Consider the following 14032-nt stretch of genomic DNA (forward strand, 5'->3'; position numbering starts at 1 on the left):
TGTCTAGCAGTGGTGAATATAGCGTTCCAGTTCTAAACACGTTGCTTGATAGACAGATTGGAGCGCAGACAACTTCGCTTTCGCATTCTCAAGTCGGTTCTCCCGTGCAAGCTGTTCAATATCGGACAGCAACGAGGACAAACGCCCGACCCCCAGACTCACGCTGCCTGATTTCAACTCATGAGCAGCCTCTACTACTTTTGTGGCTTCGCCCGCAGCAGCCAGTTCTCTTAACCTATTGATTTTGGCAGGTGTATCACTTGTATACATTTCGACCAATGACTCCAGTAGTCCCGTGCTGCCATCCTCGTCCAGCAGCATAATTTCACGTATAACTTCCTCATCCAAAATCGGCTCAGTTTCCGGCTTTGGAAGCCATTTGACAAGCTTTTCAGAGAGCTTTTCAATCGTTACTGGCTTCATCAAGTAATCGTTCACTCCAACCTCCTGGCCCCGTGCCTGATCCTCCTCGGACACATTTCCGGTCAAAGAAATGATCGGTACAGGTGGTTGCTGGTTTTCTGCTTCCCGCTGGCGGATCGCTTTTGCCGCATCATGACCATTCAGCAGAGGCATATGATGATCCATTAGAATACAAGCGTAGGATCGTTCGGAGGCCGCTCTTACAGCAGCTTGTCCATCCTCAGCAAAATCAATATGCTGGAATCCCAAGTGGTTAAGCTGTAATTGCACCACCTGCCGATTCACCCGATTATCCTCAGCCACCAAAATAGTTTGAGAATGACTATGCTCACGCAGCAACTCGCTAAATGCCTTCAAATCACCATTTTCATGCTTCTCCATTTCGTCTGCCTGCTCCGATCCTTTCATAAAGGGAATTTCAAACCAGAACGTGGAGCCTTGGCCTTCTTTACTGACGACCCCAATTTCTCCCTGCATGAGTTCCACAAATGAACTGCATATCCATAGCCCCAGACCCGTTCCTCCATATTGGGAGGCGATGCCTTCACCGGCTTGTACATAGGGCTGAAACAGCTTATTCTGATCCTCCGGTGAAATCCCAATACCCGAATCCTGCACCTCAAATCGAACACGTTGGGAATCTTTTGTTTCCTCCACTAATTTTGTTCGAACGATGAGCAATCCTTCACTCGTAAATTTATTCGCATTGTTCAACAGATTGAGCAAGATCTGCATGATCCTTGCCGAATCTCCCTCCAGATGCTCTGCCACACTGGTATCGGTCTCTATACTCAACCGGTTACCCATCTGATAGATTTGCGGCTCCAACAACTGAGCAACGTGGCTCATAATCGCCTGAACTCTGACATTTCCGATCTCCAGTTCCATCTGTCCTGCTTCCACTTTGGATATATCAAGCAGATTATTAATCATATTCAACAACAGGGAGGCTGACTCACGTATCACACCGATGGCCTGTCGTTGATCAGGGGAAAGTTTGGATGAACCTAACATTTCGATCATTCCAAGTATTCCATTCATTGGCGTTCTGAATTCATGACTAACCACAGCCAAAAAAGTGCTCTTTAGGTCATTAGCCCGTACCGCTTTTTCCTTCGTCCGTGTTAATTCCGCATTGCTTTTGGCAAGCTGACGCTGCAGATTGACCAGCTCGTTGTTCATTGATGAAAATTCATTCAGCAGCTTTTCTTCCTCAGCCTTGCTTTTCACAATCTCATCCGTTAATTGTTCGACCGTTTTACGCAGGACAGCCATTTCTGCTGCCGGTTCCTTCATATTAAAAGGCCCCCTTTACAAAATGACTTACAGGTTCACAAAACTAACCTTATTTCCTGAGCGAAAGTAAGTCACCTGCAACCTCCAGCGCTTCCTCCGCACCTGGTGCGTATCCGTCCGCCCCTACTTCCTGCCACAAGTGGGAATCGAGATTAAAAGGTAAGCCTCCGACCATAATTTTCACATGGCTAGTCGTTGGGTCTTGCCGAATGAGAGCAATCAACTCTTTCACTAGATGGACATGGTAAGCCATGGTAGCTGAGATAGCCACCACATCCGCCTTGTAACTCCCAAGGGCCTGAAGCAGACTCCGGTTAGGTACATTGGCGCCTAAATAGTACGTATCCCAACCATCCATCTCAAATATATCAGCCAGCATACGCAGACCAATTTCATGCTGCTCGCTACCTACACACGCCGCCACGAGACAGCGTTCCTTACTTCCACTCCCCATCCATCTGGGGTACAGGCTGCAAATAATAAATTGAGTCGCGGCAGTGCAAAAATGCTCTTGACCGACGGTGATTTTGCCTTCATGCCATAGACGACCTATTTCATATTGCGAAATTTGAAAAATATATTTATACGTATGTTGAATAGAGATGCCCTCATTCAGCAAACGAACGATCCAATCCAAAGCCTGTCTGCGATTACCTGAGAGTAAATATTCCAAATATTGAGCCACGTCAGCAGCATAGGGATTATCATCTGTAATAAAAGAGGCATACTCCTCTTTCTTCCCAATTTGCTGTATCCCCAAATCCAGATGCTCCAGCACCATGGCTTTATCCGTATGATCGAAGTGTTCTACCAACGTCTCCTGGATTAATCTGAAATTGATGCTCAAATCTTCTTGGGTTATGCCGAAACCCTCCAGAAGCTTTTTTAACCAGGAAACATACTGTGTAAATAAAATAGGGCTGTTCATGATTACACTTTCAGCTAAATAGTTCAAGCTATATATAGAATCCTGTTTTGTCTTTATTTTACCGTTATCCCCAAAACGCTGCAAAAGATCGGGCTGTAATTCGTATTGCTTATGGGTAACTAATTCAGCCAAAGCTCCTGCTTGCATCAATAGCGATTCACCTGCGGTATATTGCTGTATACTCATGTACAGCTCCTTCCCCGACAAGGTATTTGTATTCGAAACAGGTACTGGGGAATTTGTTCCGGACGTGACTATTAGATAATTATACCTGATTTATGCCTCTACATTAACCCTACTCCCCCAAAATACGACAAAAAAATAAAATACCGAGAAGTCGGTATTTTATCTAAAGCAGATTTAACCTGCACATGCACAATTTATGATCCGTTACTCTTCTGCCCCTCAGCCGTGAGTCCAAGCTTTTTTAACAGATGAATAGCCTGCTCCTTCTCTTCCACGGATAAGCCATCCACGGTCTCCATAATGACACGATGATGCTGCGGGAATATTTGCTCAAAGAAATGACGTCCATCATCAGTCAATTCTGCATAAATCACACGCCGATCATCTTGTGATGCACGACGGGTAAGTAAGTTTTTTTTCTGAAGTTTATCTACCACATACGTAATATTTCCACTAGAGATTAGTACCTTTTCTCCAATCTTCTGCAAAGGTTGTGGTCCCCGATAATACAGCAGATCAAGCACACCAAATTCTGTTGTATTTAAACCATGACTATGAATGTCCCGATTCGTACGGGACGTGACCGAATTATAAGCACGAGCCAGAACCACGAACAAATTAAGCGCTAAGTCCTGATCATCTGGTTTTACAGACATATTAACAGCCTCCGTTACTCATATCTTTATTCCAAGATATCTTAATTGTGCACTTTTGTCAAGTTTAAGCCTTCCTTCCCCTGCTCCTACGGCCTATAAATGGAGGAATTACCGTCTATTATGTGAAGGTTACAGTACATTATGTAAAAAAAGCCCGCTCTTAGACAGTCTTAAAGCACTGATCCAAAGAGCAGGACAATTATATTGCAATCCCTAACTTCTTACGTAAAAATACGTAGGCAACACGGCCGCATAATACTCCCAGAACATTCAGTATGATGTCATCTACATCCATTGTACCTGCGCCCAGCAGCATTTGGGACACCTCAAGAATGACCAGTGCGATCACTATCGTTAACAACAGACTGCCTATACTTCGCATAGACACCCAAATGATAGGCACAAGGATACCGAAGGGAATGAATACGCCAATATTGCCGAGCAAATTAACACCCCATACCCGAAAAGGAAACGACTCCATTGCCCGCCAGTATTGTCTGATCGTATCAAACGGAACAATATTATACGAATACAGGGGTCCTGGCCGTAATATACGACCAAAACCGAGAAACATCCAATATAATAGAAGCCCTGTATATAAAATCAATAACACCAATGCCACATGATGAAGCAGGCGAGTCCTAGACATTACTTGTTACGGACGTCGATCTGTCCATTAGCCCGTGCGATAATAACCTGGTCCGCCATATTAATGAACAGTCCATTATCGACTACACCCGGAATTTGATTCAAGCGGATTTCCAATTCCTGCGGATTCTCGATCGTACCATATCGACAATCGGCAATATAATTACCATTATCCGTAAGGAAGCGCTCGCCGTCTTTCATACGCCACTCCGCTTTACAGCCCGTCTGCCGCAAAGCCTCCAACGTCCATTCACTGGCAAAGGGTACGACCTCAACGGGTAAAGGGAATGCACCCAGCACCTTCACATCCTTGGACTCATCGACAATAATAATTAATCGGTCGCTATTGCTTTCCACAATTTTCTCTCTCAGTAGGGCTCCGCCTCCACCTTTCACCAGCACCAGCTGCTCGTTCACCTCATCTGCACCGTCGATGGTAACGTCAAGCCTTCCAATCCGATCAAACGGAATGATGGGAATTCCCAGCTCCCTGGCCTGATCCTCCGAAGCTTGGGATGTAGCTACAGCCTGTATATGTAATCCTTGCGCTACACGCTCACCAATTTTTTGAATAGCCCAAAAGGCTGTCGATCCTGTACCAAGTCCTACTTTCATGCCGTCCTGAATCGCCTCAACCGCTTTTTCGGCCGCTTTTTGTTTCAAATTCATTATCATCTCTCCCGCTATATAGGCTAGTATTGATCATCATCCATTTTATAAGAGAACGCTTTATAATAACAGAGACAGCTTTTTACCATAACAAAGACTGTTTTCATCGTGTTCATACTCCCCAAACCGTTCAATAGGTTCGTATCCCCGTTTGGTATAGAGAGCAATCGCTTCAGGTTGAGCCGCTCCGGTCTCCAGTTTAATCCTTACAACTCCCCGTTTGCTGGCTTCCTCTTCCAAAAAAGATAATAGGCTCACCGCAATTCCTTGTCTGCGATAAGAGGAATCGACATAAAATCTTTTGAGCTCCATTTCTTCCGCATCTATAGGCCTAAGCCCTCCACAAGCCACCGGTTTTTCGTCCATATACACAACAGCGAAAACCATTTCTTTAACTTTCGGATTGGAAAAATCAACCAAGTAAATTTCGTCGGCAGGATACCTTTCCAGCAAGTCCTCATCCAGCCTTTGAATCAACTCATGCAGATCCTCGTGATTACTCTCAACCTTTAAAATCGTAAGCTTGGACATTCTTCTTATCCCTCTTCTCTTTGCATGGATATAAGGACTCATTTCGCAAACAATTCACAAAAACCGCGATAAATCAAGCATTTTCAACATCAAATATGAAAAATGTCCCAAATTGATAAGTGCATTTGACTCTATTATAAAGTATGATGGTTTCTGTTGAATAGTTGCTTATGGACTGTAATGAATTCGAATTTCAAGTTGAAGTATAAATTGGAATATACTGAAACACAGACAGCGTTTACCTATTAAAAATTAATTTTTTATTGTGTAAGGTATTCATTTCAAGGGCTTTTCGTACGACATATATATAGGGATATCATACTTGTCTGTAAAAGGACTTAAGACCTATTACATAAAATTCAAGGGTCTATTATCTCGATTATTATGTTTGTAAGGGGGACTTGATTATCTCATTCGATAAGCGGTTCAACACCATATACAAAAATACAACCAGGGAGTGGAACATTTTGAAAAAGTGGAGTAGCTTATCATTCTTCACCAAAAACTTATTATTATCCTTCTTCAACATCGTATTGATTGGGCTAGTCCTTATTGTGTCCAGTTATTTGATCCAACGTACGATTTTGATAGACCAATTGCATGGGCAAGTGGAAAAAATCACATTGAAGTGGGCCCAGGGCATTAATTCCGATGAAGTAACCCAAGCGGTTCAAGAGAAAAATTATGATGGACCCGTTCAAACCAAACTCCGCGCGTACCTAGATAACATCATGGCGACCAATCCGAATATCTCTCATGCCTATATATTCGGGACGGAGCTCGAAAATGGCAATCTAACATCTATTGTGGCGATGCCAACGGATCTCAGAGAAGCATTTGAAAAAGATAAGCTGCTCGTTGGCTCTATGTACGAGCAACCCAATGTCGTGGCAGTAGGCGTAACCGGTATGCTGGACAGTGGCAAACCAACATTTACCAGCTTCTACGATGATTCTTTTGGTACATGGACGACTTTGATGACTCCGATTAAAGATCCAAGTGGCAAAATCTTTGCATATTTTGCAGTTGATGCAGATGCCGGTGCCGTACCTGCAGGATTGACCAAGCTGCTCATTAGCGGCGCTACCATTTTAGTGATTTTCCTACTGATCTGTCTGGCGCTTCAATATTGGGTTGTGAAACGCACGCTGTCCCCGATTAAGCAACTGATGTACGGTATCAGCGAAGTAAGCAGAGGAAATCTGGATGTTCAAATTCATGCAGGTCATGATGATTTGGGGCTCGTGAATCAGAACTTCAACGATATGGTAAGTCATATTAACAGCATTATGACCAAAGTGAAGCAAACAACTGATGAAGTCAATGAATCTGCCAAGGAATTACTCGCAATCTGCGAACAAAACGGAATCAATTCCAACATAATTAATCAAAACATCAGTGAAATCACCGAGAATATCCGTTCGCAGGAAAAAGCAACAGAAGATAGTGCACGTGCCATGGCTGAAATGGCTTCGGTAATTCAAAATATTGCCACGAGTTCTTCCAATGTTGCGGAGGAAGCCAATTCGGTAGAGAAACGTTCTAATGAAGGCAACGAGATTGTAAGTAAGGTATCATCCCAAATGCACTTGATTACCGATACAGTCACCAATACTTCCCGTATCATCAAGTTGCTAGACAGTCGTTCGCAGGAAATTGGCAATATCATCAGTACCATTTCTGGCATCTCCAGTCAAACCAACCTGCTCGCATTGAACGCTTCTATTGAAGCTGCGCGCGTTGGTGAAGAAGGTAAAGGCTTTGCCGTTGTTGCCAGTGAAGTACGTAAGCTGGCAGAACAATCTGCGGATGCAACCAAACAAATCACGTCCCTGATTGAAGAAATTCAAAGTGAAATCGGACAAGCTGTGAAGTCGATGGAGCAAGGAAACGTTGAAGTTCAAAACGGAATCGTCGTTGCCGGACAAGCAGGCGTGCTGTTCAATGATATTCTTCAAGCAACTAAAAATGTAGCATGGCAAATCCAAGAAGTTTCCAGCGCTACTGAGCAAATATCTGCGGGTACACAGGAAATGACCGCGACAGCAGACGATCTTTCTTCCACTGTAACCAAAACAGCCAATAACAGTGTTCACATTGTGCAAACGGTGGAGGAACAAAAAGCTTCTTTGGATTCGATCATTGATTCATCCCATAAATTGACGTCCATGTCTGAAGAGCTTCAAGAAATTACATCTTATTTCAAAATTGCAGACACCAACCGTACCAAATCATAATAACCATTTATCGACTCCAAAATTTATTTTATAAGTAAATCAATCGGTAATGCCTCCCTCCTGTTCATGCATTTGAAGGGATCGGAGGCATTTACTGAGTTTTACCATTTATATTAAGAATTCATACATTCAGGAGGTTAGCGTAATGGCTTCATTACTACAAAGCAGCACACAGACAACCCCAACCCCATTCCTAGTTCCCTTGGATTGTGCACGTATACAACGCAAGCATACATCCTCTACTTATCAAGTAGAGTTAGAAGCGTCCATCTCGGAACAATTAAATCAGCAAAAAACTGCGGAAGACAAACAAGCGTTGCTCTTATCAGCATATACTGCATGGGTATATCGCCTATCCGCAGAAGAAGAAGTTTCTTTTTCTACATTTGTGCCACAAACCGGTCTGCTTACAGCTTCGCTGACAGTCGAAAAGGAAACGACTTTTCATGAACTAGCAGGCTTATTTCAGGAGATGCTCCGTGAGCCTAATGCATACCTTGCGGAACCACAAGCCGATACTTCATTTTCGGCAAATCTGCCTACGGACAGCGGTGTAGAATCCCGTATTATGGACTGGGCTGTTAGTGAACACAATGGCACTTATCAAATACAGATCCGATATGATCAATCACTCTTGCTGGAAACAACGGTTGTCCGATACGCAGAATACTTTGAAACCCTTTTGCGTGGCGCGCTAATCAACAGCCATGCACTTGTGAATTCCATTGATATATTATCGGATGCGGATCGAGCTGCTCACGAAGCTTTAAATAATACAGTCGTGAAATATCCTGAGCATCAAACTATTCATGGAATGTTTGAGGAGGCGGCTTCAGAATACCCTGATCGTCCGGCCATTGCTTCCCACACTGGAGAGTACACATACCGTGAGTTGAACGAACGTGCTAACCAAGTCGCACGTGTCTTGTTATCCAAAGGTCTTACCAAAGGTGAATTCGTGACTATCTTTATGGAACGGAGCTTAGAGACCGTTATTTCCCTGCTTGGTATCCTGAAAGCCGGGGGCGTGTATGTGCCTGTTGATCCCGCTCACCCCGCCGACCGGAGTAGCTACATTGTCGAAGACACGCGTTCTCCTTTTGTCTTAACAACTTCCGCACTCATGGAACAAGCGACTGAACTGTGCGGTTCCATTGATACGGTAAAAGAAATTTTAGCAATTAACGGACCACTGGCAGGCTATGCTGCAAGCAATCCAAACGTTAATGTAAGTCCAGATGATCTAGCTTATGTCATCTATACATCCGGCTCTACAGGCAAACCAAAAGGTGCCCTGATCGCTCACCGCGGTGTCGTAAATCTAGGAGCTGTCGTGCAACGCGATTGCGACATTACCCCACAGGATGTATTGACCCAATTTGCAACCTACAGCTTCGATGCATCCGTTTGGGATACAATTGGAGCCTTGTTTTACGGTGCAAAATTGTACTTGCTGTCTTCCGAGGAACGTGTATCTGTTGAAGAATTCGCTGAAGCCATTGCACGTACAGGCACGACGATTATTACCATTTTGCCGACCGTATTCTTTAATCAGCTATCTACGTACTTGTCAGACGAAGGCTATCGCAAACTCGCTAAGGTACGGATCGTTACCGTGGCCGGCGAAGCGCTGTACGGCTCACAAGTTCGAGCGTTCCAAAGTAAATTCGGTACAGATACCGACATCGTAAACGTATATGGACCGACCGAATGCACCGTAGCGACAACGACCCATCGGGTCCGTGGTGCCGTGCCTGAGCATGTCGTCAATATTCCGATCGGCAAGCCGATTTACAATTACAAAGTGTATATCGTTAACGATGATAACAAGCTTTGCCCTGTCAATATTCCGGGCGAAGTATGCATTGCTACTCCTGCGTTGGCCCATGGCTATCTCCATCAGCCAGAACGTACAGCCCAATCGTTCGTGGACAGTCCTTTTGTTCCGGGTGAAAAAATGTACCGCTCGGGTGATATCGCCAAGCTGCTGCCAGACGGTACGATTGAATACGTAAGCCGCAAGGATTCACAGCTCAAAATTCGGGGGAATCGGATTGAAATTGGAGAAATTGAAGACCATTTTTCCAAACATCCAGGTGTTCAGGACGTCGCTGTAGTAGCCGTCAAAGATCACACAGATCAGAACATGTTAGTTGGCTATTTCACCACTTCGGATGGACAATCCATTCCACAAGACGTTATTCAGTCTTATATTGGGGGCAAGCTGCCTTCTTATTTTGTACCAAGCCATGTCGTTCATCTGGAAGCCATGCCAATTTCACCAACTGGCAAGATCGATCGCAAAAAGCTGGCCCTGCGACCACTGCCGGAAGTGTCTGATCTTTCATTTGGCGGGGAACCTCTCCGAGAAGGAACCGAAACACTCATTGCCGAAGCATGGACTCAAGTGCTTGGTAAAAATAACATTGGCGCTACCGATGATTTCTTCCTAATCGGGGGCGATTCGCTTCGTGTCATTCATGTGTTGGCTATTCTAAAGCCGCGTTATGGCGCGCTGCGCATCGGAGATTTTTTCCGCTACAAAACCGTACGCGAGCTTGCTGAATATGTGGAACAATTAGGTACGGAACAAACGCCGCAACGCAAGCCTCTCGCGCTTTCTCAAGAAAAAATGGACTTGAATGAGCATCCTATTGAGTTGTCTGGTGCTTCTGACTTAGCTGAAGTCCGCGACTTGCGCGTGATCTTGTTGACCGGAGCTACAGGTTATCTGGGCTCGCACATTCTATATGACCTGCTTCAACGGACAGAAGCCAAAGTATACGCGATGGTACGCCCTTCTCAAGACGGTCCATCCGGTATCGAGCGTATTCAGTCCGTATTGACAGGATATTTTGGACAAGATGTCTCCAGCTCGATCGAAGGACGGGTAAAGGCTGTGTATGGGGATCTGGAGCAAGCTGATCTTGGTCTCTCTTCCGTCGACCGCCATATGCTGGAGCACCAAATCGACGGCATCATTCACAGCGCCGCTGACGTTCGCCATTTTGGTGATTCAGCAGCCTTCGATCGCACCAATGTGACCGGAACACTGGAACTGCTGAAAATCGCTCAAGCCAAGCCAGGAGTATCCTTCCATCATGTCTCCACTATGGGAATACCGGAGGATCTTGCTAACGAAGGAAAATGGGAGTCTGCATTGGAGCTTTCTGCCTTCCCAGACGAATTGAACGTGGACAACCTGTACACGAACAGTAAACTCGCGGCGGAGAAGCTGTTGTTCCAAGCAGCTCAAGCGGGTACGCCTGTCTCGATCTATCGCGCGGGTAATTTGACAGCCCATTCGGCCAACGGACGCTTCCAGCGAAATATCGACAGCAATGCTTATTATCGTATGATGAAGGCGATGCTGCTGCTGGGCAAAGCGCCACAAGCTGATTGGCATACGGACTTCACACCGATTGATTACGCCAGCCGTGCTATCGTAGAGCTGTCCGTTCATCAAAAAAGCGCAAACCGCATTTTCCATATCTGCAATCCGAACCCACTGCCATATGATGAACTGATCGCTATGGTAAACCAACTCGGTTACGCAGTAGAAACTCTGCCTTTTGACGATTACAGCGCTTGGCTGCTGAATCCGTCTTCCGGCATTCAGGAGGATGCCCTTCACCTTGCTATGGGACAACTGGAAGGTGACGGAGCCAAGGATTCAGCTTACCGTTACGGATGCTCTGTAACCGCAGCTCTGCTGGAACAAGCTGGCGTTCAATGCCCGGCAACCGACCTTAACTTTATTCGGAACATGATCCAGCATGCCGTCGAGATCGGTTACTTCCCGACCTCTCCATCGGTATCTGTAAAAGCAACACAGAGGTAACAAAGTTGTGATATTTCCCCCGCATGTTTTCGGTATGATAGACTAGATTTTGCTAGTTTCATATTTAGTATAAACCTCTATACTTTCAGAATTTTTTTGCATGCGGGGGATGTCATTCAATGAAACACACTTTTTTTAAAAGAACGTTGCTAATCATAAGTTTGTTGGCTATTTTAGGGATTTTGGTGTATGAAGCACGTAGCATATACCACACACCCACAGTTAAGGGGACTCATCGTACACGTACAGCTCATGCAGATCGACTGGTACGCCATTTGTTCTCACTGACGCCTACACCAGATAAAGTATATTACCAAAACAAAGTAATTGTCCTGATGTATCATGAGGTGACCAAGACTCCACCTGATCCCGGCGCTCTCAAGCTTAGTAATTTAACGAGGCAGTTGGACGAAATGAAAGCTAACGGCTTCCACTGGATCACGATGAAAGAGTATACGGACTTTATTTTACATAAAGCCAAGGTTCCTGATAATGCAGTACTTATGACATTCGACGACGGCTATGAGTCCTTTTATACGGACACTTTTCCTGTGTTGAAAAAGTACCAGGTACCGGCAACCAATTTTCTCATCACGTCCACGATCAGCAATCCCAAACATATTGGTATTCCAAAGCTGACATGGGATCAAATTCATCAGATGCATGCCGAGGGTATTGATTTTTACAACCATACCAATGACCAGCATGCTTACGGATACTCCAACACAGCGCGCACCCAACAAAAGCCACTTCTGATGGGTCCGGTGTATTCGAAAAAGCTGGGGCGAATGGAAACCGAGAATGAGTTCAAACAGCGGATTTATACCGACTTGGGCATGGCTGACAAGAAGCTGTTCAAGCATCTACACAATGATCAGAATGTACTTGCCTTCCCTTATGGTGGGTATACCAAGGAGACGCTGGAAATTTGCCGTTCCTTGGGAATTGACGTTACATTCACAGTGAAACGGGGGATTAACTCGCCCGGGCAAACGAACGGCTATCGCGTCAATGCAGGTGGAATACACAATATTCCAGAAGTATTGGTGCAATACATGAAGGAAGGTGCTCCCCTTCGCCCACTTCCTTTTGCCCAAGGTCCCAACAAAGTATCCTAAACGTTGGCTAGCTTATTGAAGGATAAAAAAGAACCTTTAAAACCATTTATGTCGTGGTTTTAAAGGTTCTTTTGTTGTATGAGATGTAGATTAGGGCCAGATGCGAATTGCCGCGATAACAGCCAGATGTACCGGGTAAAAGCTGCGCCACAACCAGCGCGGTACCCGACTATAAAATCCGCTTTCTCCAGTTGCAAAACATGCGATCAGAATGCTAGACAGCAGACTAAAGTGTTGGAGATTCGCGTGATGCACCATATCATACACTACGTTCAAAACAAAATGGGCCGCAATCATTATATATGAACGGGTGTATCGATAAATGAGAACCAACAGCAGTCCATAGGCTCCGTAATCCATCTGGCTGAGCTCCATAACCAGAGCTGAAAGGACGTACAGACCCGTTACAGCTGTCCAATACTTCAAGCGGGATGCAGCAGCCAGCGTGAGCAACGAGGCCAATAGCGTCCAGATTACGTTCGGTCTAAGCACATCAAATGCCAGCATATAGGGCACCTGAGAAATCAGAGCCAGTCCGAGTAGACGGAGCATATAGCTCCGAATGTCTCGGGTATGAGTATATCCCAAATACAGCGCGTAGGCGTAGATTGGAAAAGCAAGCCTGCCGGCAATTCTCCAAGCCGGATCCGTCGGAAAAAACACAAGTCCGACATGGTCAATCAGCATCGTCAGCATGGCCAACCAGTACATACAAGGCCCCCTTATTCAATGTTTTACGTTTTTTCTTCTGTCAAGCTCAGAATGGCGTTCATGATATCCGTTTTCGTAACCCGTCCTACCAACCCCCGAATTAGAGTTGAGGAGCTACATTGCTCGTCCAAAACTGGAAGACAATTGACCTGATGCCGAATCAGTCTCGATATCGCTTCCAGTAAAGTGTCTTCTGGAGCAAGCGTCGTCATTTGGGCCCGGCGCGTCATGGCCATGGTCACCGGGACGGTGTGAAGATCGGTATGCCCCAGCATGACCTTCAGCAAATCCTTGCGGGTAACAATTCCAATGAGCTCCTGCTCCTCCCCTGTGACCATCAGCGTGCCTGTATTTTGCTGAAACAGCATCAGCACCGCATCATAGGCGGTAGCGTCACCGGAAATCAAAATCGGATCGCTAAGTATATCTGCCACAGTCAGCTTTTTGAGCATGTTGCCGATATGACTATCATATTTGGGGTAACGTCCTGGCAGGTAGCCTACCTTCGGTTTGGCATCCACCAGCCCGAGCATAACGAGCAGAGCAAGGTCAGAACGGAGAGTCGGACGCGTCAATCCCAGTGTTTCAGCAATTTTATCCCCCGTAACAGGTGCCAGACGCCGGACAATATCAACAATTTCCCGCTGTCTTTCAGACAGTTGAATAATGATTACCTCCTTATGGAGTGGGGTAGTATACATTATAGACGAGCATAGATCGATAAATTTCAGCATCTTCCGACAATTCATCAAATTTTAATCATACACAGCTTGTTTTCAAATTTAAAA

The 14032-nt window shown here is 45.3% G+C and carries 11 protein-coding genes; 3 read left to right on the forward strand and 8 right to left on the reverse strand.

The annotated features are described in order from the left end of the window. Nucleotides 1–3: 3 nt before the first annotated feature. The 6 genes from C1T21_RS08610 to C1T21_RS08635 form a co-directional block, all read right to left on the reverse strand. Nucleotides 4–1719, reverse strand: a complete 1716-nt coding sequence (locus tag C1T21_RS08610) for an ATP-binding protein (RefSeq protein WP_103047935.1) — start codon at nucleotides 1717–1719, stop codon at nucleotides 4–6. A 49-nt stretch (nucleotides 1720–1768) separates the two neighbouring features. Then, a complete protein-coding gene (locus C1T21_RS08615; protein ID WP_103047936.1) occupies nucleotides 1769–2833 on the reverse strand; it encodes a cobalamin B12-binding domain-containing protein in 1065 nt (354 codons plus the stop codon). A gap of 194 nt (nucleotides 2834–3027) precedes the next feature. Beyond that, entirely contained in the window at nucleotides 3028–3489 is a 462-nt protein-coding gene (locus C1T21_RS08620; RefSeq protein ID WP_013309820.1) for a MarR family winged helix-turn-helix transcriptional regulator, read from the reverse strand. 199 nt (nucleotides 3490–3688) lie between these two features. Next, entirely contained in the window at nucleotides 3689–4138 is a 450-nt protein-coding gene (locus C1T21_RS08625; RefSeq protein ID WP_103047937.1) for a VanZ family protein, read from the reverse strand. Beyond that, a complete protein-coding gene (rpiA, locus tag C1T21_RS08630) occupies nucleotides 4138–4806 on the reverse strand; it encodes a ribose-5-phosphate isomerase RpiA (RefSeq protein ID WP_103047938.1) in 669 nt (222 codons plus the stop codon). The genes C1T21_RS08625 and rpiA overlap by 1 nt, the downstream gene beginning before the upstream one ends. A 60-nt stretch (nucleotides 4807–4866) precedes the next feature. Then, the gene (locus tag C1T21_RS08635; protein WP_103047939.1) at nucleotides 4867–5337 is read right to left on the reverse strand and encodes a GNAT family N-acetyltransferase; all 471 of its coding nucleotides are present in this window, start codon (nucleotides 5335–5337) and stop codon (nucleotides 4867–4869) included. A 467-nt stretch (nucleotides 5338–5804) separates the two neighbouring features. Here C1T21_RS08635 and C1T21_RS08640 point away from each other — a divergent pair, with 467 nt between their 5' ends. The 3 genes from C1T21_RS08640 to C1T21_RS08650 all read left to right on the forward strand — a co-directional run bounded on the left by C1T21_RS08640 (nucleotide 5805) and on the right by C1T21_RS08650 (nucleotide 12533). Beyond that, a complete protein-coding gene (locus tag C1T21_RS08640; RefSeq protein ID WP_103047940.1) occupies nucleotides 5805–7574 on the forward strand; it encodes a methyl-accepting chemotaxis protein in 1770 nt (589 codons plus the stop codon). A gap of 145 nt (nucleotides 7575–7719) precedes the next feature. Beyond that, nucleotides 7720–11415, forward strand: a complete 3696-nt coding sequence (locus C1T21_RS08645) for a non-ribosomal peptide synthetase family protein (protein ID WP_103047941.1) — start codon at nucleotides 7720–7722, stop codon at nucleotides 11413–11415. Between the two features lie 119 nt (nucleotides 11416–11534). After that, nucleotides 11535–12533 carry a polysaccharide deacetylase family protein gene (locus C1T21_RS08650; RefSeq protein WP_103047942.1) on the forward strand — a complete coding sequence of 333 codons (999 nt, stop codon included), beginning with the start codon at nucleotides 11535–11537 and terminating at the stop codon, nucleotides 12531–12533. A gap of 90 nt (nucleotides 12534–12623) precedes the next feature. Here the strand turns inward: C1T21_RS08650 and C1T21_RS08655 are convergent, their stop codons facing one another. Together C1T21_RS08655 and C1T21_RS08660 are read right to left on the reverse strand one after the other, a co-directional pair. Then, nucleotides 12624–13244 (reverse strand): TraX family protein, encoded by a 621-nt coding sequence (locus C1T21_RS08655; protein WP_103047943.1) that lies wholly within the window; start codon nucleotides 13242–13244, stop codon nucleotides 12624–12626. Nucleotides 13245–13267: 23 nt separating this feature from the next. Beyond that, nucleotides 13268–13978: a CBS domain-containing protein gene (locus tag C1T21_RS08660; RefSeq protein ID WP_103047944.1), complete on the reverse strand. Its 711-nt coding sequence runs from the start codon at nucleotides 13976–13978 to the stop codon at nucleotides 13268–13270. Nucleotides 13979–14032 lie beyond the last annotated feature (54 nt).

The organism is Paenibacillus sp. F4 (genome assembly GCF_002894905.1).
In the GTDB taxonomy this organism is placed as follows: domain Bacteria; phylum Bacillota; class Bacilli; order Paenibacillales; family Paenibacillaceae; genus Paenibacillus; species Paenibacillus polymyxa_B.